Below are 25,448 nucleotides of genomic sequence, written 5' to 3'. Positions count from 1 at the left end.
TACAGATTGCCCTTAACAATAAATAACAGTAAATAAAGGTTTTTAACCGAAAAAACAGCCCTGATCTGCCACTTTTGTGAAATAAAATTTATCAGGCATGAACCGAACTATCCGTTTACTATTTGCAGCAGCAGCCCTGCTCTCTTCCGGATCTTTATTCGCTCAGCAATCCGGCGTTATTGAATACGAAGTGACTGCCCAAACCGACCCTGAACGTATGCGTGGTTTTCAACGCGGTGGGGGCGAGGGCGATGATTCCCGCCAGATCCCCGATGTGATTACTTTCAAACAAATCTTTACTTTCAACAACAACCTTGGCAAGATTACTACCGAACGTCCTGATTTCGGCGGCCAGGGCGGCAGAAGGCAACGCCCCGATGGCGACACCAGCCGCGGCCCCCGCAGGAACGGTTTCGGCATGAGAGGCAACAACGCACAGTATGTGGACCTCGCCAATAAAAAATACGAACAGGTTTTCACTACGTTCGGCGACGATAAGAAAACTTATTACACCGAGGAAGATTATATCGTTACAGCGAACAGCAAATCTTCTGACAAGACAAAAAAAATCGCCGGCTATATCTGTAAAAAGGCCACTATACAGTTAAAGGACGATACATACACTGTTTGGTACACCACCGAATTACCCTTCAGTTTTTCTCCCATAAACGGGCTGCTGCCTGAAAATAATGCAGTAGTGCTGGCAGCTGAAGGTGGCCGTCGCGCATTCAATGCCACCAGTATAAGCCTTAAACCAGTTACAGATGCCGAGCTGGCATTGCCTGCCGGCGCCGAAAAAGTAACGCCCGAAAAAATGAGAGATATCCGGAGGGAAGAAATGGAGAAATTACGTAAGCGGCAACCACAAATGTAAATTTCATCCTAACTTTCGTTCCGTTAATTTCTACCATGAAGAAACTTTTACAAGTCCTGCTGATACTGGGTTTGGGACTATTGCACGCACAAGCCCAGGCTCAGCAGGGAAAAATCAAAGGCCAGCTGACCGACTCCACTACCAAAGAACCGCTACCGGCAGCAACGGTAGTATTACTGTATGCTAAAGATTCCAGTGTTATAACCACCACGCTCACAGATAACAAAGGGAACTTTGAACTGAATAACATATCCGATGGCGGATACCGTCTGTACGTAACCTTTCTCGGCTATAAAGCCATCAATAAACGACTGCAAATCTCCCCGGATCACAACCAGGTTTCAATGGGCAATATTGCCATGGCACAGAAAGGAGTAACCCTGGGCACGGTGGAAATACTGGATGAAAAACCACCTATTGTTGTCAAGAAAGATACACTGGAGTTCAACGCCGATGCATTCAAAACACGGGAAAACGCAGTGGTGGAAGACCTCCTGAAGAAAATACCCGGCGTTACCGTTGATAAAGATGGTGCCATCACGGCACAGGGCGAAACTGTCACCAAAGTATTTGTTGATGGCAAACCGTTTTTCGGCAGCGATCCAAAGATGGCCACCAAAAACCTCCCTGCCAATATCATCGATAAAGTACAGGTGATAGACCGCAAATCAGATCAGGCACAGTTCACGCAGATCGACGACGGGCAGACGGAGAAAACGATTAATATCACCATAAAGAAAGATAAAAAGAAAGGCATGTTCGGACGCGCAACTGCCGGATACGGCACTGACGACCGTTTCGGATTAAGCATGAGCCTGAACCGTTTCCGTGAAAATCAACAACTGTCGCTGTTGGGCGGAGGCAACAACGTGAATAACCTGGGCTATACGCTTCAGGATCAGATGTCGTTCAACTCCGCCGGAGGTGGCAGGGGAGGAGGAGGCCGTGGCGGGATGCGGATGATGGGCGGAGGCGGCAGTGGCTCCAATAACCCGGGTATCACACGCAACTGGAACACCGGGCTCAATTTCAATCAGGATTTCAATAAAAAACTTATCGTCAATGGCAGCTATTTGTTTAATGATACCAAAACAGATATCGAGCAGAAAACAGCCCGCCAAACATTCTCTGTGATCAAAGGCACGCCGAGTACCACCTACGATAACAGCAATTCTTCTTCCCAGTCGGATAATGCGAACAACCGCTTTGCCGGACGGGTGGAGTATACTATCGATACGCTGCATTCACTGATATTTTCACCTACCGTTTCACTGACTAACGGTAACAGCTATACGGTATCTAACAGCCAAACACTCAACACAGCAAAAGATACCGTCAACAAAGGCACTACGTATAACGACGGACAGGGCATCAATCAGAACGTTGGCGGCACCCTGCTTTTCCGGAAACGGTTCAAAAAAGCAGGGCGTACACTCAGCGCCAATTTCAGCTACAACAACAGCAATAACCAGCAGCAGAACTACATACAATCCAGTATCAAATACTTTGCGGCCGACAGCCTCGTGACCTTTAACCAGAGCAACCAGGTAAACACCGACAGCCGCAATGCAGGCATGAATCTCACTTACACTGAGCCAATCGGAAGGGATCGTTACCTGGAAGCCAATTACGGCATCACCAAATACAATAGTAACAGCACCAAATACACTTTCGATTACGACAATGTCAAGGGAACGTACAGCATCATGAATGATTCGCTGAGTAACCATTTTACTAACAGCACCGTGAATCAACAGGCAGGATTTGCAATAAGAACGAACAAGCTGAAATATGACTACTCCATTGGATTAAACGTGTTGTTCAACAATCTTGATAATACCACCCATTCCTTTTTAACCGGGAAAGACAGCCTTATCCGGCAACATACGGTTAACTTCTCGCCACAGGCATCGTTCAACTACATGTTTGCCAAAAGCAAAAGGCTGCGCATTAACTATAATGGCAGCACTAGTCAGCCCACCGTACAGCAGCTGGCTCCTGTTCCGGACAACAGTAATCCGCTGTATATTCAACTTGGTAACCCGGACCTGAAGCCGTCTTTCACCAATAACCTGAATGTGATGTATAACACATTCAACAACGTTACTTTCCGTGGTATGTTCGCAAGACTGAATGGTTCATTTGTAGTAAACCAGATCATCAATGCCACTACACTGGATACCAGCACCGGTAAACAAACCGTAAAACCGGTGAATGTAAATGGTAACTTCAACCTTTCCGGTATGATACATAATTCCATCCCGCTCTCCAGAACACCAGGCCAGAACCTGAACACAGGTACTTCTGTCAATTATAGCAATAGTATGATAGAGAACAATGGCGTTTCTGGCAGCTCCACAACGCTGACCATCTCACAATCTGTCAATGTGAATTACATGTACAAGGAGCTGTTCGACGCAATGGTTGGCGGCAGCGTTAATTTCAACGCCACCAACTATTCGCACTCGGCAGCCACTGCTGCCGGCAATACCAGGTATTTCGATTATAATGTCAACGCAGACGTAAACTTCAATCTGCCACTCGGATTCATGATAGGCAGCGATGTTACCTGTACCATGAGTCGCGGCAGGCAGGCGGGCTACAATCTGACTTCCACCATGTGGAATGCCAATGTTGCCAAGTATGTATTCCCCAAGAAACAGGGGCTGATCAAAATACAGGGATTTGATCTGCTGAGGCAGCATATCAGCGTATCCCGGGCAGTGGCCGACAACTATATCCAGGACGTGCAGAGCAATGTATTGCAGCAATATTTCATGATCAGCTTCACCTATTTCCTGAACAAGTTCGGAGGTTCCAACCAGCCTAATAAAGGTATGAGAATGGGTATGCCCGGAGGATTCCCTGGCGGAGGATTCAGACAGAGAAATTTTTAAGTAACATCCACCTGTAAGAAAATCCGACACTAAGAAATAACCCGAAGACCTTAGCGATGTGTAATATTTATCTGCTAAAGTCTTCGGGTTATTTCTTAATTCTTTATTCCATATTCTTAATTATGCCGTTGCTGTTCGCCGCCCCTCTGCAATCCGTTTCAGGATCCATGAAATCGTAAACGTGGGAATGAAATCGGTTCCGGGGAATAACTCTTCAACAAAGTTGAATACGCCACCATAAGCACCAAGCGCGCCGCCGAACATGCGATAGAGGATCAGGGCAGAAATGGGAGCCCAAATGACATCACTAAGCTCACCAAGGCCCGGCACAGCGTAGCTGGCACATCCAATCAGATCCATCAGGATGCAGATCCACAAACTGGGGGTATTCTTTTTTTCCATGTCAACCTCCGCTTTTTTCTAAGTTTTAACAAAATACTTACCAAAACACGGCTAATGCAAATTTATCATATTAACGTAGCAAAATGACAGTTATTCTGCCCGAAATGTAAAATCGCTTTTTTCTCCCTGAAAACACCGCTATAGCTTGTATTTGACGATAATTTCGAGTACATTGATGCTTATTAAAGCAATCTAAATTTATGCACCCGGAAAACTCACGCCGCGATATGATAAAAAAAGTAGCCGCTATGGCCTTCGCATCCACCTCGTTAGCTTCTCTCACTTCGAGGGTTGCTGCCCACGACAAGGCGGTCGACGAAAAACTAAAGGGTAAGATCAACCACTCTGTTTGTGCCTGGTGTTACAATATTCCACTGGATGACCTTTGTACCGCTGCGAAACAGATCGGTATCGGGTCCATCGACCTGGTAGATCCCAGGGATTTCAGCATTCTGAAAAAGCATGACATGATCACCGCCATGGTGGCTAGTAATGGCCCGGAATGGGGGATTACCAAAGGATTTAATACCATTGCCCACCACGATCAACTGGAAGAATATTTCAAACACTATATCGATGAAACTGCGAAAGCCGGTTTCACCAATCTCATCTGCTTTTCCGGCAACCGCAATGGCATGAGCGATCAGGAAGGCCTGGAAAACTGTACCAAAGGACTGAAACGCCTTATGGGCTATGCAGAAAAGAAAAAAATAACCCTGGTAATGGAACTGCTGAACAGCAAAGTTGATCACCACGACTATCAGTGCGACCATACCGCCTGGGGGGTAGAACTCTGTAAATCAGTAGGCTCTCCAAATTTTAAGTTGCTGTATGATATTTACCATATGCAGATAATGGAAGGAGATGTAATCCGCAATATCCGTGACCATCACGATTATATCGCCCATTATCACACAGGAGGAGTTCCCGGCCGGCATGAAATCGATGAAACCCAGGAGCTGTACTATCCCGCTATCATGAAAGCGATATATGAAACAGGCTTTAAAGGTCATGTGGCTCAGGAGTTTATACCTGCTCACAAAGACCAGATAGCCTCACTCAGACAGGCTATAAATATCTGCGACGTTGCTTAAATTCATAAATATGTTCTACTTTCGCGGACTAGTCCACTAAAACAGTAGGATATAAGATGGCGCAATACTACAAAAAACCACTGTCATGGCTGCTCAATGAATCAGCCAGTGAAAACAAGAATACATTAAAGCGTTCGCTGAATGGTTTTCAGCTGTTGATGCTGGGTCTGGGGGTTATTATCGGGGCCGGGTTATTCTCCCTTACGGGGCCGGCTGCCGCCAATAACGCCGGCCCGGCAGTAACGCTTTCCTTTATAATAGCCGGTATAGGCTGTGCATTTGCCGGACTTTGCTATGCTGAATTTGCTTCTATGATCCCCGTGGCCGGTAGTGCCTATACCTACGCATATACTACCATGGGAGAACAGCTGGCCTGGATCATTGGCTGGGATCTGGTACTGGAATTTTCCGTGGGAGCTGCCACAGTGGCTATCAGTTGGTCGAACTACCTGGTTACTTTTCTGTCTGCCTATAACATTAATATTCCGCCTCAGTATACTCATTCCCCTTTCGAAACCTTCGTGCTGGCAAATGGCGCCACAGGCCAGGGTTACTTCAACCTGCCGGCAGCCCTGATCATCATTCTGATGTCGGCTATCCTTATGCGGGGCAGCAAAGGATCGGCTTTGTGGAATGCGGTAGTGGTGTCTCTGAAAGTAGGCGTTGTTCTCGTTTTTATAGCCCTGGGCTGGAAGTATATACAGCCGGCCAACCTAACCCCTTATATCCCTCAAAACACCGGCAAATTCGGCGAATTTGGCATTTCCGGAATACTTAGGGGCGCAGGGGTTATTTTCTTCGTTTATCTCGGATTCGATATCGTGAGTACAGCTGCCCAGGAAACCCGCAATCCCAGACGTAATATGCCCATTGGTATACTCGGATCCCTGGCGGTTTGCACCATCCTCTTCATGCTATTCTCCTATGTAATGACAGGACTGGCTCCCTACCAGGAGTTCAAACAAAGCGCGGCTCCCGTGGCCATTGCCATCTCCCACACTCCTTACAAATGGTTAGGACAAATGATCGTACTGGCCATTGTAGTAGGTTATACATCCGTTATCCTTGTAGATTTGTGGGGACAATCGAGGGTGTTTTATTCGATGTCTAAAGATGGATTGCTCCCTAAAATATTTTCAGATGTGCATCCCCGTTACCGCACTCCCTGGAAATCAAATATCCTTTTCTGCATTTTCGTGAGCCTTTTTGCGGCCCTTGTACCAATAAGGGTGGTAGGGGAAATGACCAGTATCGGAACATTGCTGGCGTTTGTAATTGTTTGCGCCGGCGTGTGGATCATGCGTCATACCATGCCTGATGCGCCCCGCGCCTTTAAAACGCCCTGGGTTCCTTTCGTTCCCATTATGGGCATTCTTTCCTGCGTAGTCATGATGGTGTTCCTGCCCTGGGATACCTGGCTACGGCTCATCATCTGGATGGCGCTGGGCATGATTGTCTACTACACTTACGGCCGGAAAAACAGTAAGGTACGCCTGTCGCAGGCGGCTGAAGAGAAGAAGGCGGCTTAATATTTCCAGTCCTGCCGCAGGATACCCATCACCACCATGTCTACATACTGCCCATGCAGCTTGGCACTGTGGCGAAGGATACCTTCTTTCGCAAATCCCAGCTTGATGGGTATCTGGCCACTCCGCTCATTCTGTAAAACGAACCGTATCTCGATCTTGTTCAGGTGAAGCTTTCTGAATACAAAGGATATTAAGCTTTTGCAGGCGCTGGTAACAATGCCTTTCCCCTGGAAGGATTCTCCTATCCAGTAACCTATTTCTGCCTTTTGTAACTGATGGTCCCAGCCGTGCAGATCTATCACTCCGCAGAACTGCTGCTGATACCATATGCCCAGCGCAATAGCATCCTGCTCTTCTGCTTTACGGAGCATCAGTTCTATAAAACGGAGCGAATGCTCTTCATTTGTGTTATAATCTACCCAGGGTAAGAATTTACGCAGACTCTTTCGGGATACATCCAGTTGCTTATATACCAGAGGGGCATCCTGCACCTGTAGTTGCCGCAGGTATATGTTTTCATTAACGAAGATTTCGAACATAGCGGGATTGAAAGGGGGTTAAACATACATTTTATTAGCGGAAAAAACAACGTTCTGAAATTAAAAACAGCTGTCAGCCCCGGCTTTACTACGATGCCGGTACTGACAGCTGCTCTTCCAATATCTTCTGATGGCTTATTGCTTAGCCAGTAATTGTTGTCTGGCCATATCTTTCACCACCTGTTGCGCATACAATACAGCCATCCTTTCCGTTGTTGGCGGATCAAAGGATCTTGACTGAACAGAGTATAACAACTGACCACTCTTCAGATCATACAGATTACCTTCCCACTGATATTTTGTGTTGTAGGTGTAATACCCCGGCGCATACATCCGGTTGTACCACATGGAGTAGTAAGGCCAGAAACCATAATATCCGTAAGGACTATAGTTCGGAACAAATGTTCTTTCCCGTCCTCTGTCGAGCATAACAATAGTCATCACCTGGTTAACATCGCTTCCCTGCAACTGTTGTACTACCTGCTTTTCATTCAGTTTTCCGAATTCTGCAGGACCGTATGTCTGCAGGGCAGAAACAGCATTATATCCCTTTCTCCTCAGTTCTGATACGGTATAATTTTCCATCTGGCTACGCAGGGTACGGTCTTTCTGAGGCACCAGCGCCATTACCATGATCTTGTTATCCCTCTGCAGCTGCGGAGCATTATTCGAACGCCAGGAAGACGTTACTTTGGTGCTCGTACATGCTGCCATGGCCATGAATGCCAATCCAGCCATGATTAAACCCAGCTTTTTCATATTCCCTCCTTTAGTTTGATTAGTTAGTATCTGTTAGACGGATAAAGGAGCTTTTTGTAACATCTTCCTGCCAGTTTTAACATTTGTTTGACGAAAAAAAAGCCCTTAGCGGCTGACTTTCAGGCATTGGTGGTGACCAATACCCGAAGCCGGCAGCTAAGGGCTGTCTTAATATTGTAAGATTCTAATAATTTATTACCTGTTCTTCGATCGCTTCAGGAAGTTCCCGGAAAGTATACAGCTGATTGCGCAGCTGTGGCTCAAATCCGGCTTCACGAATGGCTTCCTGCATAGACCGGTATGTAAAGCGGTGAGGCGCACCTGCGGCGCTTACCACATTTTCCTCGATCATGATAGATCCGAAATCATTGGCTCCGGCGTGTAAACAAAGTTGTGCCACCTGTTTACCTACAGTTAACCAGGACGCCTGTATGTTTTTGACATTAGGCAGCATGATACGGCTCATTGCAATCATACGGATATATTCTTCTGCAGAGGTCATGTTGTGCACTCCGCGGATCCTTGCCAAAAGCGTATCTACGTCCTGGAATGTCCAGGGGATGAATGCCGTAAATCCATAATGTCCTTCCGGCTTCTCACTTTGTACCTGCCTGATGTCGACCAGGTGTTCAAAACGTTCCAGCACCGTTTCCACATGTCCGAACATCATCGTGGCAGAAGAAGCAATATTGAGCTTATGTGCCGCACGCATGATATCCAGCCATTCCTGTGCTCCGCATTTTCCTTTTGAGATCAACCGGCGCACCCGGTCGTTCAGGATTTCCGCGCCCGCACCTGGCAAGCTGTCCATCCCGGCTTCTTTCAGTGCTTTCAGCACTTCTATATGCGTACTTTTCTCCAGTTTGGTAATATGGGCTACTTCCGGCGGCCCTAAGGTATGCAGCCTCAATTCAGGATATAACTGCTTCAGCTGTTTAAAAAGATCTACATAAAAACTGAGCCCCAGGTCCGGGTGATGGCCTCCCTGCAGCAGCAACTGGTCGCCGCCATACCTGAGCGTTTCATCGATTTTCTTCCTATACTCCTCAATCGGCGTAATATAGGCTTCTTTATGACCAGGAATGCGGTAGAAGTTACAGAACTTACAGTTGGCAATGCACACATTGGTGGTGTTCACATTCCTGTCTATCTGCCAGGTAACCTTACCATGTGGCACCTGCTGCTTCCTTAATTCATTCGCTATTTCCATCAGCTCCGTCAGCGGGGCGTGTTCAAACATATAAACACCCTCTTCTGCTGTCAGAAACCCGAAATCCTGCGCCTTTTTGTATAGATCCTGAAGTTTCATATGCTTTGTTTCTGATAACTTTATTAAAAGCTAAAAGCTAAAGGCTAAAAGCTGAAAAACTCCCGCAAAGGTAGCATTTAGGTAGTTAACCCCCTGTAATAAAAATATTTTATACGAACACTTTTTAATGTTAAATTTATAGCAATACATTCCTGCGTCCCGGTATGCTTAAAGCCATTCTGTTACACTTCATACTGCTGCTGGCAGTTACAGGCATATCCGCAAGAGCACTGGCCGGAAATGCCACGTTTGAAAAAGACACCACACGAGCATCTGTGTTGCTTACCCGTTTTCATTTCAAGCAATACTATGGCGGGGTAGTGGTGGTGCAGGCGCTCGTCAGCAACTATCCGGATACTCTCCAGTTTATTCTCGATACCGGCAGCGCCGGTATTTCACTGGATACCACCACCTGCCTGCGGCTCGGCATCCACATGGAGCCCTCTGATATCATCATCAAAGGACTCGGTAGTTCAAAACCGGTATCATACGCCCGCCATCACAGCCTGAAACTTCCCGGCTTAACGGTAGACAGCCTCAATTTTCATATCAACGATTATGAACTGATCAGCCAGGTGTACGGTATACAGGTAGATGGTATTATCGGATTCAGCCTCCTGAGCCGCTATATTGTAACGATAGATTATGATGCCGAAGAGATCCTCATCTATTCAAAAGGAGACTTCAATTACCCGAGAGGCGGCATGCTGCTGCGTCCCTCCCTCACCCAGATCCCGCTGATTGCCGCCCCGTTGAGAAATTCCGTACGTACCATCACCAACCGCTACTACTTTGATACCGGTGCCGGTATGTGCCTGCTCCTTTCCCAGCAGTTTGTCAACGACAGCAGCGTGCTCGAACGCAAAAAAAGGCGCGGCCGGAAAATAATACAAACCGAAGCCCAGGGCCTGGGTGGTAAAATGAGTATGTCGCTTACAACGATCCCCGACTTCCGCGTCGGTAACTATAATTTTCGTAATGTACCTACCTATATCTTCGATGATAAAAGTAACGTGACCGCCTATCCGTTCCTGGGCGGGATGATCGGCAACGACCTGTTGCGACGCTTCAATATCACGCTCAACTACGGCCGGAAAGAGATATACCTGCTGCCCAATACGCATTTCAGGGATATGTTCGATTATTCCTACACCGGTCTTATTATTTATCTTATCAACGGCAGGGTAGAAGTGACAGATATTATCAAAGGCTCTCCCGCTGAAAAAGCAGGCTTCAAAAAAGGAGATATCATTCTGGCGATCAATAATAACATGGGGCCTAATCTCCAGCTTTTCCGCGAAATCCTGAAAAACATCGGCACCAGGGCCGTTTGTCTGATCAGTCGCGATAACGAATTGTTACTGAAAAGATTGCCAATAAAAAGTATACTTTGACGTTATTTGTGTCATGTGGCGTTTCTTATGGACAGTAACCGTGATCACCTGTTTTGCCCTCATCCCTGCCTTTGCCCAGAAGAAAAAACAGGTGGCAGAGGAAACAGGCAGGCATAAACCTGTAGCGGTCATTCCTTTTCAACTGGTCGACAAGCACGTGGTGATTCCCGTGGTCGTATCCGGCAGCACGGATACCCTGCATTTTATTTTCGACAGCGGAGCAGAGGTAACCATCCTGAATATGGCGACTGCTTCAAAACTGCAGCTCAAAAATTCAGGGGAATCTTACCTGACCGGCACCAACAATGCAATGGCCAAAACGGGCGTTGCCACGCTTAATGCGCTTTATCTGAAAGAGTTACGCATGCCATATGTGAAAGTATATCTGGAAGACCTGCACAACCTGGGGCAGATCGATGGTATTATCGGGATAGCGCTGCTGAAAAATTATATCGTTAAAATCGATCATCAGCAAAGGCTGCTCGTGCTGTACAAGTCGGGCAATACCCCCATAGGAAATACCGGCCGCCTGCTTCATTTTCAGCTTAACTTCAGCACCCCCATCATCGATGCCGTTATTCAGCTGCCCAATGGCAGCCGCCTGGCAGGTCATTACCATATCACCTCCGGTGGCGATTATGGAATTTTATTTAACTGGCCTTATGTAGATAAAAACAAGCTTAATACCCTGCTCCCCACAATCAACACAGACAGGGTGCAGGATATGCTGAAAGTGCTATACTATATCAACAGCTCCATTTCCCTCCTGGAAGTGGGTGGCTACTCCATCAAAAATGTACCGGTAAGCTACAGCAAAGACATCGACGACCTCGGCGTATTTACAGAAGTGGCCGGCTCTATTGGATATGATGTCTGGAAAGATTATAACCTCACCATCAATTACGATAAACGGGAGCTATACCTGGAAAGCTTTTGACCCGGCAGCCGGGTCCGGCGGTTATTTTTTTACTTTAACGCCCGGGGTCTAAACGCTAATACCTAAACGCTTTACGGTATTTTCCCTATTTTTACCATATTGACCAACAAAAAGATATGATTCACTATAATAAATTTACGCTGGCAAACGGATTGAGAGTGATTGTTCACGAAGACCATACTACACCCATGGCGGTTATCAACGTACTGTACGACGTAGGTGCAAGAGATGAAGACCCCGCCCAGACCGGATTTGCCCATTTGTTTGAACACCTGATGTTTGGAGGTTCCGTTAATATTCCCGTCTACGATGAACCTCTGCAAATGGCAGGAGGGGAGAACAACGCCTACACCACCAGCGACCTCACTAACTACTACATACAACTGCCTGCCGAGAACATAGAAACAGGGTTCTGGCTGGAAAGCGACCGTATGCTGTCGCTCGCCTTCGGGGAAAAAAGCCTCGACGTACAGCGCAAAGTAGTGTCCGAGGAGTTTAAAGAACACTATATCAATAAGCCTTACGGTGATACCTGGCATAAAATGCGTGAACTGGCTTACACGACCCACCCTTATCGCTGGATGACCATCGGCAAGGAGCTTTCTCATATTGAGAATGCAAAGCTGGAAGATGTAAAAGCCTTTTTCTTCAGGCACTACCGCCCGGTTAATGCCATCCTTTCTGTGGGAGGCAATGTCACTGTTGAGCAGGTGAAAGCCCTGGCAGAAAAGTGGTTTGGCGGCATTCCTTCCGGGGAAAAATACGAGCGTAAGCTGCCCCTGGAACCACCACAGGCTGCAGCCCGCAAAATGGAAGTGAAAGCCAATGTTCCGCTGGATGCGCTTTATAAATGCTATCACATGTATCCCCGTAAAGACAAGCGATACTATGTGGCAGATCTGATCTCCGATATACTTGGTGGTGGCAGCTCTTCCCGCTTGCACCAGGTATTGGTAAAAGAAAAAAAACTATTCAGCAATATCGAGTGTTATCATTTCGGCAGCCTTGATGCCGGTTTGCTGACGATAGAAGGCAAACTCGTAAAAGGGGTAAAAATGAAAGACGCCGAAAAAGCCATACAGCAGGAGTTAGAAAAACTTCAAAAAGAAATCATCCCGGAACGGGAACTTCAAAAAGTAAAAAATCGCGTGGAAAGCCTACTCGCGTTTGAGGACATGAGTTTGTTGAACCGCGCTAACAACCTCGCGTTTTATGAATTACTCGGTGATGCAGCACTGATGAACCGCGAATTTGAAAACTACGAGGACGTCACCTCAGAACAAATCCATCAGGAAGCAAAGCTCCTGTTTGATGAAAAGAATTCAAATACCATTTACTATTACGCAGCGAACTAACGTCGGATACGTTAAAACAACAAATGATGAACAGAACTATTGCCCCTCCCATTAAAGATGCGGTGGACTTTGATATACAATTGAAACCGTATGAAAAGTTCACCCTCGACAACGGCATCCCGGTATATGTGGTGAAATCTGATGAGCAGGATACGTTGCAGCTGGAGCTGATATTTCCGGCCGGCAGCTGGTACGAGAGCGAAAGCCTCGAAGCTACTGCTACTAATTTTCTCATGAGGAATGGTACCAGCAAACATACCGCCCATGAGATCAGCGAAAGCGTTGACTACTACGGCGCTTACCTGAACCGCAATGCCTATCACGAACACGCCACTTATACGCTGCATTGCCTGACCAAGCATGCGGAATCTCTGCTGCCTGTGCTGCAGGAAGTTATTCTTGATCCTGCGTTTCCGGAAGAAGAGCTAAACCTCTACAAACAGAACCAGAAGCAGAAACTGGCCGTAAACCTGCTGAAATGCGACTTCGTGGCAAACCGGCATATCGATAAATATCTCTTCGGAGAATTTCATCCATATGGCCGCGTAAGCACCATGATGGCCTATGATGCGCTACAGCCCGAAACCCTGATGGCGTTCTATAAAAAGCACTATACGTATAATAACTGCAGGATATTCGTGGCCGGGAATTTACCCGCCAATATGATCTCCCTGTTGAATCAATACTTCGGTAACACCCAGTGGAACGGAGATTCCCACCTGCTGAGGCTCGACCTGCCGATACAACCCGCTGAAGAAAAGAAATTCAGGATCTTCAACGATGAAAACGGCGTGCAGGGTGCCGTGAGGGTTGCCCGCCATTTCCCGAACCGCTATCACCCCGACTTCCCTAAGATGCTCGTGCTGAACACCATTCTGGGAGGCTATTTTGGCTCCCGGCTGATGAGCAATATCCGGGAAGAAAAAGGCTACACCTATGGCATTTACTCCCAGCTCTATAACTTCCGCCAGACCAGCGCGCTGAATATACAAACAGAGGCTGGCAGAGACGTTTGTGAAGCCACTATCGATGAAATCTATAAAGAGCTTAAAAGACTGCAGGACGAGCCCGTTCCACAGGAAGAACTGGATCTCGTCCGCAACTATATGATAGGTTCCATCCTGGGCGACCTTGATGGCGCATTTCAGATAATACAACGATGGAAGAATCTGATTCTAAACGATTTAGACGAAAATTATTTTTACAATAATATTCGTACTATTAAAACGATTACTACCGGTGAATTACAACAGCTGGCAAAACAATATTTCACACCGGCCGATTTCTATGAGCTAGTGGTAATCTAGCACCGCTGCTCCGGCCGGAGAGGGTTTGTTGTATGTATTGACCATATAACAAACCCTTTTTTATTGTTTTGACCGGATAATTACCCAACCCCTCACAGGAATTTTTTATCTTTTACCTCAAACATCTGCGATGGAAATAAATCCGGAATATATTGCCGTTAATAAAGAACTCTGGAATAAACGTACGGCCGTTCACGTTAGCTCTGAGTTCTATGATATTCCCGGATTCCTTACCGGAAATACTTCCCTTAAAGAAATAGAGCTGGCATTACTGGAAGATATAAACCGGCAGGAGATTCTGCATCTCCAGTGCCACTTCGGGCAGGACAGCCTTTCGCTGGCCCGTATGGGCGCCCGCGTTACAGGAGTTGACCTGTCTGATACCGCTATCTCAGAAGCAGGAAAACTTGCCCGTCAACTGCAACTGGAAAATCAAACACGGTTTATCTGCTGCGATTTGTATAGCGCGCCCGCCCATCTCAATGATACGTTTGATACCGTATTCACTTCGTATGGTACCATCGGCTGGCTGCCAGACCTGGATAAATGGGCGGCTGTAGTCTGCCACTTCCTGAAACCCGGCGGCCGCTTCATCATGGCCGATTTTCACCCGATGCTATGGATGTTCGACAATGATTTCACCAAAATTACGTACGACTATTTCAATACCGAAACCATCATCGAAGAAACCAGCGGCAGTTACACCGATCGCAGCGCTCCCGTCAGTAATAAAGCATATTCCTGGAATCATCCGCTGAGTGAAATTGTAACTGCGCTCACTGCGCAAGGATTGCAGCTGCAGGTGTTCCGCGAGCATAATTATTCTCCCTACAACTGCTTCAGTAATATGACAGAGAAAGACGGCCGCTTCTATATTCGTGGACTCGAAGAGAAACTGCCAATGGTATATGCATTCAAATTCTTCAAACCGCTATAACATGAAATCACTTTTTGTTTTTCTCTTACTAATCACCGGCAGCATAGCCGCTTTTTCTCAATCACAGGCAGAATTGAACAAACAGGCCAATCAGGAGTATAAAGACGCTGATAAAAAATTGAATGAAATCTACCAGCGTATTCAAAAAGAATATGCCGGCAACAAGAACTTTGTACACAACCTGAAAGATGCGCAACGCATCTGGATTGAGCTGCGGGATGCACAATTAAAAATGATGTATCCGGAATCAGCCAAAAATTACGGTAGCGTTTTCCCGGTGTGTAAAGCCAATTACCTCACCCTGCTGACACAGCAGCGCATTGAAACACTAAGAGCCTGGCTGACGCAGCAACCAAAAGATGGGGATGTTTGCACCGGTTCTGTTGGAGATAAGCAGGATAAACAATAACCTTAAAGAAAGATCAGGAATTATGCATAGGGTAATTCCTGATTTTTTATATTAAATATTATTATATTTGTTGTACACACCCTGTCCTATGCGAAACCTGATCCTTATAGTCATGGTTTTCCTGTGTACCAGTGCCTATTCCCAATCACACCCAACTGCACTCGACACACTTGAAAACCGGTACCAGCAATGTCTTGGTAACAGTCAAAATATATACGACTGTGCAGTCACTTATTATCGCCAGCTCGACAGCCTGCTGAACCGCACCCTGCAACATTTGTATGCCAGTCTTAATACTCACCGGCAGCAACAATTGCAGGCGGAACAGAGTGCCTGGGAAGAAAAGAAATATGAATATTTCAGGAAGATAGATGAAAGAGTAGAGAAGCTCCATAAGCAAACCCTGGCCGGACTGGACGACAACACGATCTCCACCGACAATAAAGCTGCATTTGTCCGATCCCGGCTGGAAGATATACTGGCTGCCAGCCACTAACAGCTAACAGCCAGCAGTTATTTAAAGCCGCTCCTGGTGCCTCAGCCACCTTTCCGGCATTTCATTATTACTTGCCATGAGGTAGTCGTTGTACGCGCAGGGAACGAATTCGCGGTCCGGCAGTTGCATCCACCAGCGCCCGGTTCTTTTGCTTTTCAGAAAAACAGTTTCTATATCGGAGAAGGCTATATGAAATTCCCAGAAAGCATCCCGGTCGTCGAGCACAGCTTCCTTGTTTTTTACTGCGCGCCCATCCAGGAAGTACCACATCATCTGAGCAATCTGGCGGGCAGTAAGCTGTTCCTTGTCTTTTTCCGGTCGGTAACCATAGATACCGAAGGATGAAAGGCGGCTGCTCATGCCGGCATAGCGGGCAAGAGAGCAGGCTTCTTCGCCGCTGAATCCATTAAGGGAGAGGCTATTGGCGGGAGCATCTGTATGCCGGATGATATTGATATCCAGACTGAACATATCTGAATGGCGCAATACCGGTTCGGCTTCTTCCATATTCTCGCGGATGCGGCCAAGCCGGAAACAGTCGAACCGCAGCTTATCCAGGGTCTCTAACATACGTGGATGTACGAAATAGCTCTGGAAGCCGATATGATTATAATGACGTAAATAATTGGGTTGTTCTGTAAGTATCTCCATCAGAAAGCGTTCATTGCGCTCTCCTGATTCTTCTTTCAGGTCAATCAGTGCATCGGCTACAGTAGCTTCAATAATGAGTTGCTGAGAAGCATAAGCCTTGTATTGCGGATAGGTGAGATCGTGTGAGCCCCCGAGGATGATCACCGTTTTATTGGCAGCCAGTAATTCAGCGAGTACTGTTTTCATGGCAGCATAAGCATCGGCCAGAAATGCGCCCGGTAGCAGGTTACCAACATCCGCGAGCCTGATATCGCGATGCCAGTTATACAGGCCATAAAATTCCTTTCGGATGGCATCCGGTCCGTTGGTATTGGTTTTGCCGGATATGCTGCCTCTTTCTTCACCTACACCCAATAAAATGACGTCGGCCGCATCTATGTCCGGCTGATGATCTACTTCATAAACATCAATGGTACCACCTATCTGATATGGATCGTACTCCTGGTCGTCGTTCAGAAATGCCCTGGAAACAGGCTGCAGGAAATCCTGCAGATGTGAAAAATCTGCCATCACTTATTTGGGTTTGTTTGATGGCAAACGTAAACAAGAATTTAAAAAAAAGCAAAAACAGCTGTTAAGGTAAGCGGGTCAAAGCTACTATAACGGGAATTTTGTAGGTGACGCTACTAGTTCTTGTGAATAATAAATTCGAATGGCTTATGTGACTTACGCGAAATTGCTTTTTCCAGCACCGATCGTTTGCTGGTAATACGGCTCTTGTTACAATCCATCACTTCCATAACTGCACAGAGATAATCCATCGTTTCAATCAGCGAAAGCATCTCGCTGATTTGTCTTACCGCAGACTGTATCTGCTGTTCCGTGTACCTATCTTCATGTAGCAGGATTAATAAATCTCTATCTACAGGTTTCATGAATAAAAAATTTGACTGTTCCCCGAAATATTGTTTGGCCAAGGTATCAAAGGATAGTTCAAAAAGATAAGGCAAAATTGTTCGTCGTTCAGCTTGTTGTCAGTCGCAAAAAATAGATCTTATCAGTGCATTCTTTTTTTATTCATGGTAGGACAACCGCAATCGTTTTTCTTAAAAACTTTACATCCCTCCATTACTAAACATCCGCAAAGAAAAAAGACTACGATCCATTTTATACTTTTCATACTGCAGTTTAATGTACTTAGCTGTTATATTAAAACCTTTCCCGTGTGTTTACCTTTTCTTAACAATGCCCTTTTGTAATTTAAGCTAAATTCGTAAAAAATATTAAAATATTTGTCCACAATTCTTACGTCCCGGAAAATTCTTATAGTTCCCCTTGACTGGGGCCTTGGACATGCCACACGGGATATTCCGCTGATCCGCGAAATGCTAAACGCAGGATGTCAGGTTTTTATTGCAGCCGAAGGCAAGCACGCCGCACTACTCCAGCAGGAATTCCCCCAACTCACGATACTCCCGTTACCTGGCTATCGCATCCGGTACGCTCAAAAAGGACAATTTTTCGGCCTGAAAATCATTCAGCAAATTCCGAAAATCTATCGTACTGTAAAATATGAGCAGCGCTGGCTGAATCGCATAGTAGCTGAATATCAGATCGATGCGGTGATTTCAGATAATCGCTTCGGATTATATCATAAAAAAATACCCTCAGTATTCATCACTCATCAGCTATTAATTAAAACACCTTTTGGAGGGTGGATAGAGCGGGCACTACAGCAGATAAATTATAATTTTATTAATAAGTACAGCGCCTGCTGGATTCCGGATTTTGCCGGTACCAACAATCTCTCCGGCGAACTGGCACATCCCGGCAAGCTTCCGGTTCATACCACCTATATCGGTTGCCTGAGCCGGTTTGAGTCGCGCAGGGATGTACGCAAAAAATATGATCTGCTGGTACTCATTTCAGGACCGGAACCACAACGGACCAACCTGGAAAAAATGGTCATCGATCAGATCCAGTCGTTACATATCACCGCGCTTATCGTTAGCGGCAAACCAGATACTCCCCGGCACGAACAGGTTGCGCCAGGAGTTGTACAGGTGAATCACCTGAACGCCAGCGAGTTAAATGAAGCCATGCTTGCTTCTGATATGGTGCTGAGTCGCTCCGGCTATACAACGCTGATGGACCTTGCCAAACTGAATAAAAAAGCCATCCTGATCCCCACACCCGGACAGTCGGAACAGGAATACCTGGGCGAATACCTGATGGAAAAAGGATACTTTTATTCCGTTTCGCAGGAAAAATTCAACCTGAAAACCGCCCTGGAAGAAGCCGGCCGGTTCGGGTTTAAATCTTTCCATCACGAACAGGACATGAGTCTTTATAAGCAGGTAGTGCATGAGTTTGTGCGAACCCTCGGGTAACCGGCGCTAAATATCTTTAACGTCCGCCCCGATATAAATTTTCTTTCCGACAATCGCCACCGGGCGTTTCAGGAAAGAATATTCCTGGAGAATCAGACTGCGGTAATCTTTTTCCGTCAGCTCTTTCTCATGTAATCCCATTGGCCGGTACAGCTGCGACCTGCGGCTGAACAATGATTCATAGCTGCCGGATAATGCCTTCATCTGATCCAGCTGCTCCGGGGTTATTTTTTCTTTTTTGATGTCCTGTAAGACGAACCCACGATCTTTAGCATTGGTTTCTTCAAGTATTTTTTTACAAGTGCTGCACGTAGACAGATGATAAATTTTGTTCATTTCCTTTCTTTTTTTCAAAGTTACTCCCCCTCGCAATAATATGATAGTTCTATCTTAGTTTTGCAGATTCAAATTAAATCTTGTAGGTTTAACAATGGAGAAAAAATTATTCTTACTGGATGCTATGGCGCTGATCTACCGGGCTTACTACGCCCTGATCAGGAATCCGCGCATTACCAGTGCAGGCAGAAATACCAACGCACAGTTTGGTTTTACTACCACCTTACTGGACCTCCTCAACAAAGAGAAGCCTACCCATATGGCCGTTGCATTTGATACGCACGCGCCTACCGAGCGTCATACAACTTACACCGACTATAAAGCCAACCGGGAAGATGCGCCGGAAGATCTGCTGGATGCTTTACCCGATATCAAGCGCATCATCGACGGCTTTAACATTCCTGTGATAGAACTGGATGGTTACGAGGCAGATGACCTGATCGGTACACTCGCCTGGCAGGCTGCTGATGCAGGTTACACCGTTTATATGGTTACTCCTGATAAAGACTACGGACAACTTGTGAGGGACAACATATTTATCTACAAACCCCCTTACATGGGTAACAAGGAAGAGATCATGGGGCCCAAGGAAGTTTGCGACAAATGGCAGATCAAAGATGTAAAACAGGTAATCGACATTCTGGGGCTGATGGGCGATGCGGTGGATAATATCCCCGGGATTGCCGGCATCGGAGAAAAAACAGCCATGAAACTTCTTGCCCAATATCACTCCCTGGAAAACGTGCTGGATAATGCTGATACTATTGGCGGAAAAATGGGAGAGAAGATCAATGCCGGCCGTGAAAATGCCCTGCTTTCCAAAGAACTGGCCACTATCATCACCAATGTACCCGTCACTTTCCATGAAGAAAATTTTTGCGTAAAGGCAACTGATAAAGAAAAGCTCACCGAAATTTTCACTGAACTGGAATTTAAGACCCTCGGCAAAAGGATACTGGGCGATAGTTTTGGAGGAAGTACTACCAATGCTGCCACCAAAGCCAAGGTAGTGCAAACGGATCTCTTTGGTACAGCGGTAGCAACGGAAGAAGTAGCGGAAACTCCGGAAGAAGAAACGACAGAAGCTCCCAATATCCTGCTGGCTGATAAAAATATTCATAATACGCCGCATCAATACGATGTAATTGATACGCCCGAAAAAAGGGCATCCCTGCTGCAGCAGTTATTACAACAAAAAGAGGTGGCATTTGATACTGAAACAACCGGCACAGATGCCAACGAAGCGGAAATAGTGGGCATGAGCTTCTCTTTCAAAAAAGGCGAAGCATATTACATACCCATGCCGGCTGATCAGGCCGCAGCCCGCGCCATTATACAGGAATTCATCCCGCTGTTCCATCATCAGAGCATTGTACTGATAGGACAAAATATCAAATACGATATGCTGATCCTCAAATGGTATGGTGTAGATGTAACCGCTACTATATTCGATACTATGCTCGCGCACTACCTGATTGAGCCGGAAGGCCGGCGTGGTATGGATGTGCTGAGTGCGCAATACCTCCAGTACGAACCCGTTTCCATCGAAACGCTGATCGGCAAAAAAGGAAAAGGACAGGGCAATATGCGGGATGTGGAGATTGAAAAGATCAAGGAATATGCGTCGGAAGATGCCGATGTTACCCTGCAGCTCAAAGATAAATTCTCTCCCATGTTGCCGGAAAAGGCGGTGGATAAAGTGTTTTATGAGATAGAAAACCCGCTGGTAAAAGTACTCACCGATATGGAGTATGAAGGCATTGCACTGGATATCATGGCACTGGCCGACTACTCCAAAGAGTTAGAGATAGAAATCAAACGGGCAGAAGAAAGTGTATACGAACAGGCCGGCGTCCGCTTTAAACTCGCTTCCCCCAAGCAATTGGGTGAGGTGCTGTTTGAAAAACTCCAGCTGGATCCGAAAGCAAAAAAGACCCGCACAGGGCAGTATGCTACCGGGGAAGATGTACTGCAAAAGCTTTCCGGCAAACACAAAATCGTAGAAGATATCCTCATTTTCCGTGAATTGAGTAAGCTGAAGTCGACCTACGTAGATACGTTACCGTTATTGCTGAACAAACGGACCAACAGGATACACACCTCCTACAATCAGGCGGTAGCTGTAACCGGTCGTCTGAGCTCTAATAATCCGAATCTTCAGAACATCCCGATACGCACGGAAAGAGGCCGGGAAATACGCAAAGCGTTTATTCCCCGCAACGATGAGTACGTGTTGCTTTCTGCTGACTATTCGCAGATAGAGCTGCGCATTATTGCGGCGATCAGCGGCGATAAGGAAATGACTGCTGCATTTACACAAGGGATCGATATTCACGCTGCTACTGCCGCCAAAGTATACAATGTAGCACTCGATGCCGTGACACCGGAAATGCGTCGCAATGCCAAAAGCGTAAACTTCGGAATCATCTATGGTGTGAGCGCATTCGGGCTTTCTGAAAATCTTGGTATTCCGAGAAGCGAAGCCAAAACGCTGATCGATAACTATTTTGCACAGTATCCATCTATTAAGCAATACATGGAAGACCAGGTGAAGTTTGCACAGAAACATGGATATGTACAAACTATTCTTGGCAGAAAGAGATGGTTGAAAGACATCAACTCCTCCAATGCAGTGGTGCGTGGCTTCGCTGAAAGAAACGCCATCAATATGCCTATTCAGGGAACTGCTGCCGATATGATCAAGCTGGCAATGATATCTATTCATAAAGCATTCAAAGCCCATAATTTCAAGTCACGTATGCTGTTGCAGGTACATGACGAATTGGTTTTTGATGCTCACCGTTCTGAACTGGAAGTGATCAAACCCCTTATTTTAGATCTTATGCGGAATGCCCTGCCAATGTCCGTTCCTGTTGAAGCAGAAATGGGCACTGGTAACAACTGGCTGGAAGCACATTAAAAAGCTATTAGCTGCCTGCTACTAAGAGCGGGCAGCTACTTCTTGCTTTTCCCAAAACAGTTTACTAGTTTTCTTATATGATCCAAACACCTCGACTACAATTGTTGCCGTGCTCCCTTGAGCATTTCGAATTGTTGTTACAAGGCAACGACCATCTGGCCGACCTGCTTGGAATTTCAATCCCTGACGGCTGGACAGAATATCCCGAAATGGTCCTGGTTGCATATGATAAATTGCGCAACGACCCGGCGATGCTGGGCTGGTTCTTTTACCTGGTGATCCACCGTGCCGATGAACGGCTGATAGGAGCGGGCGGCTTCAAAGGAAAGCCCAATGGCGATGGCACCGTGGAAATAGGCTACGAAATCACTGCCGATTACAGGGAAAAAGGATTCGGTACAGAAATGGCCGGGGCCCTGATCCGTTTTGCATTCGGCCATTCTTATGTGCATCGAGTCATTGCCCACACGGAAGAAGAATACAACGCCTCGGTTAAAATATTACAAAAAGCAGGAATGCGATTTGTGGGAACAATAAAAAATAAAGAAGGAGAAGATCTCTGGGAATGGGAGATCACCCGGCAACAATATGAATCTAAATAACCTGGTCCTGTTTATCTGTAGCAAAGCCCGCTCATCCATCTTTTAATCGGTCAAATACCTGCTTTCCTTTACATTTGGTGCCTGTTTAAATCTGTCATAACTTATGAAGAAATGGATAATGAGTGCTGCTATGCTTTGCAGCATTGGGGCATTTGCACAAAACACCACCAACGTTGAAGGAAGCCACTACCAGTTTACTGTATTAAAAAATCTGGAAGCCGGCGATGTACAGAACCAGGGTAATACCGGCACCTGCTGGTCTTTTTCCGGCCTGTCTTTTTTTGAGTCAGAACTGCTGCGGAACAGCAAGTACAAAGGGCTAAATCTTAGTGAAATGTATGTTGTCCGCAAGATGTATCCCCTGAAAGCTGCCAACTTCGTGCGTATGCACGGGAAAGCCAACTTCGGTGAAGGCGGCGGATTCCCGGATGACCTGCTGTGCCTTCGCAAATACGGCATGGTGCCACAAAGCGTTTACGATGGCAATAAAGTCAAAACATATAATCACGCAGAAATGGAAGGCCTGCTCGAGGGCATGGTTACCAAAATCGGTAACGCCCAGGGCTCCATCAATCCTGAATGGTCCAAAGCGCTGGATGGCGTGCTGAATGCTTACATGGGAGATGCTCCTGAAAAATTCCAGTACGATGGTAAAACATATACTCCGCAATCATTCGCCAAAGAACTGGGCCTGAATGCTGACGATTATGTAATCATTTCTTCCTTTACTCACCATCCATATTATTCCCAGTTTGTACTGGAAGTACCGGATAACTGGAATTGGGAAAGGGTATATAACGTTCCTCTTGATGAATTCACGAATGTCGCAGAAAATGCCGTTATGAATGGCTACTCTATAGCCTGGGCTGCAGATGTAAGCGAAAAAGGATTCAACTTCAGACAGGGACTGGCGATCGTTCCGGAAAAAGACTGGACTGATATGTCGCCTGATGAAAGGAAAAATGTCTTCCTCGAACCTGGCAAGGAAAAAACTATTACCCCTGAAGTTCGCCAGCTGGCATTCGATAATTACGAAACCCAGGACGATCATGGTATGCATATCGTAGGCCTGGTGAAAGATCAGAACGGAAACAAATACTTCCGTGTCAAGAACTCCTGGGGAACAGAAAATCCGGGCCAGGGCTACTTCTACGCGTCTGTCCCTTACTTCGCATACAAAACCACCTGCTTCATGGTAAACAAGAAAGCACTACCTGCCGATGTTGCGAAGAAATTAGGCGTTAAGTAAAGAATCAGGAATTACGAAATAACGGGGGAGATAGTAGCGAAGTTAATTTTCGCGTTTACTATCTCCCCCGTTATTTCGTAATTCCTAATTCGTCATTCTCCCTACCCGCAACTTCAACGGCATTCCCGTGTGTTTCTCCAGTATCCATTCCTGTTTGCAGAAAAAACCGAAATACTGCTTATAATAGGCATCCGGAGTAGGGCGGAATACCGGGTATACAGAATAAGGAGCGGGTGTAGCCGGTGTTAATGCGCCAACTGGCTTCACAGGGCTGATGGAGAGTGGCAGGAGCTTAAATGGTTTTACAGGCAACAGGGGCTTCCACATCGGCGTCTGCCCCGCCACAATACCGGCGGAGACTAAAATAAAAGCTGATATAAGCACGATGTACCTCATATTTCTTCATCAGGAAATTTCTTCGAAACTGCCCATACCTTCGCGGATTAATACAGGTTCCGGCCCGGTACAATCTACAACCGTGGAAAATCCCATTCCGCCCGGACCTCCGTCTATCACAATATCCACCTGGCTGCCAAACTTCTCATAAATAATCTCCGGATCAGTATATTCTTCTACATAATCTTCTATCGGAAGGGTAGTACTCATAATCGGATTACCCAGTTCCTTTACAATGGTGCGGCAGATATTGTTATCCGGTACCCTGATACCAACTGTATCTTTCTTCGTCTTAAGTAACTTCGGAACCATTCTGCTCGCCGGCAGAATAAATGTATATGGCCCCGGCAGGGCTTTCTTCAGCATTCTGAATACAGGCGTGTCCACACTTTTAGCGTAGTCAGACAAGTGGCTCAGATCGTAGCAGATGAATGAAAACTGCGCTTTCTTCGGATCTATATGCTTGATTCTTGCGATACGCTCTATGGCTTTGTGCTGTGTAATATCACAACCCAGGCCATACACCGTATCCGTCGGGTAAATGATAATCCCTCCTTCCTTCAAACATTCAATAATTGTCTTAATATGCCTGGAATTAGGGTTATCCGGGTGTACGTTCAATAACATACTTTAAAGTTACAAAATATGCCTCAATTGCTTTTTGTATTCAGCTTTACGCTTTCAGCCTTTTTGCCTACCTTTCAGCCCGATTTTTTCTAAACCTAC

Annotated in this window: 24 protein-coding genes; 15 read left to right on the top strand and 9 right to left on the bottom strand. The window is 46.2% G+C overall.

Going from position 1 to position 25,448, the window contains the following annotated elements; translation table 11 throughout:
• Positions 1-97 precede the first annotated feature (97 nt).
• Complete coding sequence (locus tag UNH61_RS29730) at positions 98-874, top strand: GLPGLI family protein (protein WP_326995654.1); 777 nt, start codon at positions 98-100, stop codon at positions 872-874.
• A 35-nt stretch (positions 875-909) separates the two neighbouring features.
• Positions 910-3,771 carry an outer membrane beta-barrel protein gene (locus tag UNH61_RS29725; RefSeq protein WP_326995653.1) on the top strand — a complete coding sequence of 954 codons (2,862 nt, stop codon included), beginning with the start codon at positions 910-912 and terminating at the stop codon, positions 3,769-3,771.
• 120 nt (positions 3,772-3,891) lie between these two features.
• On the opposite strand, the gene UNH61_RS29720 is transcribed toward UNH61_RS29725, so the two are convergent.
• The gene (locus tag UNH61_RS29720) at positions 3,892-4,173 is read right to left on the bottom strand and encodes a hypothetical protein (RefSeq protein ID WP_326995652.1); all 282 of its coding nucleotides are present in this window, start codon (positions 4,171-4,173) and stop codon (positions 3,892-3,894) included.
• A gap of 227 nt (positions 4,174-4,400) precedes the next feature.
• Between UNH61_RS29720 and UNH61_RS29715 the strand changes: the two genes are divergently transcribed.
• Both UNH61_RS29715 and UNH61_RS29710 read left to right on the top strand, forming a co-directional pair.
• A complete protein-coding gene (locus UNH61_RS29715; RefSeq protein WP_326995651.1) occupies positions 4,401-5,267 on the top strand; it encodes a TIM barrel protein in 867 nt (288 codons plus the stop codon).
• A 56-nt stretch (positions 5,268-5,323) separates the two neighbouring features.
• Positions 5,324-6,796, top strand: a complete 1,473-nt coding sequence (locus UNH61_RS29710; protein ID WP_326995650.1) for an amino acid permease — start codon at positions 5,324-5,326, stop codon at positions 6,794-6,796.
• Here UNH61_RS29710 and UNH61_RS29705 read toward each other — a convergent pair.
• The 3 genes from UNH61_RS29705 to mqnC form a co-directional block, all read right to left on the bottom strand.
• On the bottom strand, positions 6,793-7,335 hold the full coding sequence (locus UNH61_RS29705) for a GNAT family protein (protein WP_326995649.1): 543 nt from the start codon (positions 7,333-7,335) through the stop codon (positions 6,793-6,795). The two genes, UNH61_RS29710 and UNH61_RS29705, sit on opposite strands and share 4 nt — an antisense overlap.
• 135 nt (positions 7,336-7,470) lie before the next feature.
• Positions 7,471-8,094, bottom strand: coding sequence for a hypothetical protein (locus UNH61_RS29700; protein ID WP_326995648.1), 624 nt, complete (start codon positions 8,092-8,094; stop codon positions 7,471-7,473).
• A 184-nt stretch (positions 8,095-8,278) separates the two neighbouring features.
• Positions 8,279-9,403 (bottom strand): cyclic dehypoxanthinyl futalosine synthase, encoded by a 1,125-nt coding sequence (gene mqnC / locus UNH61_RS29695; protein ID WP_326995647.1) that lies wholly within the window; start codon positions 9,401-9,403, stop codon positions 8,279-8,281.
• A gap of 164 nt (positions 9,404-9,567) precedes the next feature.
• On the opposite strand from mqnC, the gene UNH61_RS29690 reads away from it, so the two are divergent.
• From UNH61_RS29690 to UNH61_RS29660, 7 genes are all read left to right on the top strand, one after another.
• On the top strand, positions 9,568-10,797 hold the full coding sequence (locus UNH61_RS29690; RefSeq protein WP_326995646.1) for an aspartyl protease family protein: 1,230 nt from the start codon (positions 9,568-9,570) through the stop codon (positions 10,795-10,797).
• A gap of 13 nt (positions 10,798-10,810) precedes the next feature.
• Positions 10,811-11,734, top strand: a complete 924-nt coding sequence (locus UNH61_RS29685; protein ID WP_326995645.1) for a retropepsin-like aspartic protease — start codon at positions 10,811-10,813, stop codon at positions 11,732-11,734.
• Between the two features lie 116 nt (positions 11,735-11,850).
• A complete protein-coding gene (locus tag UNH61_RS29680) occupies positions 11,851-13,089 on the top strand; it encodes a pitrilysin family protein (RefSeq protein ID WP_326995644.1) in 1,239 nt (412 codons plus the stop codon).
• A 26-nt stretch (positions 13,090-13,115) separates the two neighbouring features.
• Positions 13,116-14,396 carry a pitrilysin family protein gene (locus UNH61_RS29675; RefSeq protein WP_326995643.1) on the top strand — a complete coding sequence of 427 codons (1,281 nt, stop codon included), beginning with the start codon at positions 13,116-13,118 and terminating at the stop codon, positions 14,394-14,396.
• A gap of 130 nt (positions 14,397-14,526) precedes the next feature.
• Positions 14,527-15,333 carry a class I SAM-dependent methyltransferase gene (locus UNH61_RS29670; protein ID WP_326995642.1) on the top strand — a complete coding sequence of 269 codons (807 nt, stop codon included), beginning with the start codon at positions 14,527-14,529 and terminating at the stop codon, positions 15,331-15,333.
• A 1-nt stretch (position 15,334) separates the two neighbouring features.
• Entirely contained in the window at positions 15,335-15,742 is a 408-nt protein-coding gene (locus UNH61_RS29665) for a lysozyme inhibitor LprI family protein (RefSeq protein WP_326995641.1), read from the top strand.
• An 88-nt stretch (positions 15,743-15,830) separates the two neighbouring features.
• Entirely contained in the window at positions 15,831-16,238 is a 408-nt protein-coding gene (locus UNH61_RS29660) for a lysozyme inhibitor LprI family protein (protein ID WP_326995640.1), read from the top strand.
• A gap of 21 nt (positions 16,239-16,259) precedes the next feature.
• Here UNH61_RS29660 and UNH61_RS29655 read toward each other — a convergent pair whose 3' ends face one another.
• Together UNH61_RS29655 and UNH61_RS29650 are read right to left on the bottom strand one after the other, a co-directional pair.
• Positions 16,260-17,399: a formimidoylglutamase gene (locus tag UNH61_RS29655; RefSeq protein ID WP_326995639.1), complete on the bottom strand. Its 1,140-nt coding sequence runs from the start codon at positions 17,397-17,399 to the stop codon at positions 16,260-16,262.
• A 116-nt stretch (positions 17,400-17,515) separates the two neighbouring features.
• Complete coding sequence (locus UNH61_RS29650) at positions 17,516-17,764, bottom strand: hypothetical protein (protein WP_089764628.1); 249 nt, start codon at positions 17,762-17,764, stop codon at positions 17,516-17,518.
• A 357-nt stretch (positions 17,765-18,121) separates the two neighbouring features.
• On the opposite strand from UNH61_RS29650, the gene UNH61_RS29645 reads away from it, so the two are divergent.
• A complete protein-coding gene (locus UNH61_RS29645) occupies positions 18,122-19,219 on the top strand; it encodes a glycosyltransferase (RefSeq protein ID WP_326995637.1) in 1,098 nt (365 codons plus the stop codon).
• A gap of 6 nt (positions 19,220-19,225) precedes the next feature.
• Here UNH61_RS29645 and UNH61_RS29640 read toward each other — a convergent pair whose 3' ends face one another.
• Positions 19,226-19,555, bottom strand: coding sequence for an ArsC/Spx/MgsR family protein (locus UNH61_RS29640; RefSeq protein WP_326995636.1), 330 nt, complete (start codon positions 19,553-19,555; stop codon positions 19,226-19,228).
• A gap of 94 nt (positions 19,556-19,649) precedes the next feature.
• Here UNH61_RS29640 and polA point away from each other — a divergent pair, with 94 nt between their 5' ends.
• The 3 genes from polA (at position 19,650) to UNH61_RS29625 (ending at position 24,326) form a co-directional block, all read left to right on the top strand.
• Positions 19,650-22,475, top strand: coding sequence for a DNA polymerase I (gene polA, locus UNH61_RS29635; protein ID WP_326995635.1), 2,826 nt, complete (start codon positions 19,650-19,652; stop codon positions 22,473-22,475).
• 77 nt (positions 22,476-22,552) lie between these two features.
• Positions 22,553-23,077 carry a GNAT family N-acetyltransferase gene (locus UNH61_RS29630; RefSeq protein WP_326995634.1) on the top strand — a complete coding sequence of 175 codons (525 nt, stop codon included), beginning with the start codon at positions 22,553-22,555 and terminating at the stop codon, positions 23,075-23,077.
• Positions 23,078-23,180: 103 nt separating this feature from the next.
• Entirely contained in the window at positions 23,181-24,326 is a 1,146-nt protein-coding gene (locus UNH61_RS29625) for a C1 family peptidase (RefSeq protein WP_326995633.1), read from the top strand.
• Between the two features lie 84 nt (positions 24,327-24,410).
• Here the strand turns inward: UNH61_RS29625 and UNH61_RS29620 are convergent, their stop codons facing one another.
• A complete protein-coding gene (locus UNH61_RS29620; RefSeq protein WP_326995632.1) occupies positions 24,411-24,722 on the bottom strand; it encodes a hypothetical protein in 312 nt (103 codons plus the stop codon).
• 9 nt (positions 24,723-24,731) lie between these two features.
• Positions 24,732-25,349, bottom strand: coding sequence for an L-threonylcarbamoyladenylate synthase (locus UNH61_RS29615; protein ID WP_326995631.1), 618 nt, complete (start codon positions 25,347-25,349; stop codon positions 24,732-24,734).
• Positions 25,350-25,448 lie beyond the last annotated feature (99 nt).

This window comes from Chitinophaga sp. 180180018-3 (genome assembly GCF_037893185.1).
Lineage (GTDB): Bacteria > Bacteroidota > Bacteroidia > Chitinophagales > Chitinophagaceae > Chitinophaga.
This window is presented reverse-complemented; position numbering and strand designations above follow the sequence as displayed.

What these genes read in the sequence shown, in the direction of transcription:
- UNH61_RS29730 (WP_326995654.1), top strand. Translation starts at nt 98, where the DNA reads ATGAACCGAACTATCCGTTTACTATTTGCAGCAGCAGCCCTGCTCTCT.
- UNH61_RS29725 (WP_326995653.1), top strand. Translation starts at nt 910, where the DNA reads ATGAAGAAACTTTTACAAGTCCTGCTGATACTGGGTTTGGGACTATTG.
- UNH61_RS29720 (WP_326995652.1), bottom strand. Translation starts at nt 4,173, where the DNA reads ATGGAAAAAAAGAATACCCCCAGTTTGTGGATCTGCATCCTGATGGAT.
- UNH61_RS29715 (WP_326995651.1), top strand. Translation starts at nt 4,401, where the DNA reads ATGATAAAAAAAGTAGCCGCTATGGCCTTCGCATCCACCTCGTTAGCT.
- UNH61_RS29710 (WP_326995650.1), top strand. Translation starts at nt 5,324, where the DNA reads ATGGCGCAATACTACAAAAAACCACTGTCATGGCTGCTCAATGAATCA.
- UNH61_RS29705 (WP_326995649.1), bottom strand. Translation starts at nt 7,335, where the DNA reads ATGTTCGAAATCTTCGTTAATGAAAACATATACCTGCGGCAACTACAG.
- UNH61_RS29700 (WP_326995648.1), bottom strand. Translation starts at nt 8,094, where the DNA reads ATGAAAAAGCTGGGTTTAATCATGGCTGGATTGGCATTCATGGCCATG.
- mqnC (WP_326995647.1), bottom strand. Translation starts at nt 9,403, where the DNA reads ATGAAACTTCAGGATCTATACAAAAAGGCGCAGGATTTCGGGTTTCTG.
- UNH61_RS29690 (WP_326995646.1), top strand. Translation starts at nt 9,568, where the DNA reads ATGCTTAAAGCCATTCTGTTACACTTCATACTGCTGCTGGCAGTTACA.
- UNH61_RS29685 (WP_326995645.1), top strand. Translation starts at nt 10,811, where the DNA reads ATGTGGCGTTTCTTATGGACAGTAACCGTGATCACCTGTTTTGCCCTC.
- UNH61_RS29680 (WP_326995644.1), top strand. Translation starts at nt 11,851, where the DNA reads ATGATTCACTATAATAAATTTACGCTGGCAAACGGATTGAGAGTGATT.
- UNH61_RS29675 (WP_326995643.1), top strand. Translation starts at nt 13,116, where the DNA reads ATGAACAGAACTATTGCCCCTCCCATTAAAGATGCGGTGGACTTTGAT.
- UNH61_RS29670 (WP_326995642.1), top strand. Translation starts at nt 14,527, where the DNA reads ATGGAAATAAATCCGGAATATATTGCCGTTAATAAAGAACTCTGGAAT.
- UNH61_RS29665 (WP_326995641.1), top strand. Translation starts at nt 15,335, where the DNA reads ATGAAATCACTTTTTGTTTTTCTCTTACTAATCACCGGCAGCATAGCC.
- UNH61_RS29660 (WP_326995640.1), top strand. Translation starts at nt 15,831, where the DNA reads ATGCGAAACCTGATCCTTATAGTCATGGTTTTCCTGTGTACCAGTGCC.
- UNH61_RS29655 (WP_326995639.1), bottom strand. Translation starts at nt 17,399, where the DNA reads ATGGCAGATTTTTCACATCTGCAGGATTTCCTGCAGCCTGTTTCCAGG.
- UNH61_RS29650 (WP_089764628.1), bottom strand. Translation starts at nt 17,764, where the DNA reads ATGAAACCTGTAGATAGAGATTTATTAATCCTGCTACATGAAGATAGG.
- UNH61_RS29640 (WP_326995636.1), bottom strand. Translation starts at nt 19,555, where the DNA reads ATGAACAAAATTTATCATCTGTCTACGTGCAGCACTTGTAAAAAAATA.
- polA (WP_326995635.1), top strand. Translation starts at nt 19,650, where the DNA reads ATGGAGAAAAAATTATTCTTACTGGATGCTATGGCGCTGATCTACCGG.
- UNH61_RS29630 (WP_326995634.1), top strand. Translation starts at nt 22,553, where the DNA reads ATGATCCAAACACCTCGACTACAATTGTTGCCGTGCTCCCTTGAGCAT.
- UNH61_RS29625 (WP_326995633.1), top strand. Translation starts at nt 23,181, where the DNA reads ATGAAGAAATGGATAATGAGTGCTGCTATGCTTTGCAGCATTGGGGCA.
- UNH61_RS29620 (WP_326995632.1), bottom strand. Translation starts at nt 24,722, where the DNA reads ATGAGGTACATCGTGCTTATATCAGCTTTTATTTTAGTCTCCGCCGGT.
- UNH61_RS29615 (WP_326995631.1), bottom strand. Translation starts at nt 25,349, where the DNA reads ATGTTATTGAACGTACACCCGGATAACCCTAATTCCAGGCATATTAAG.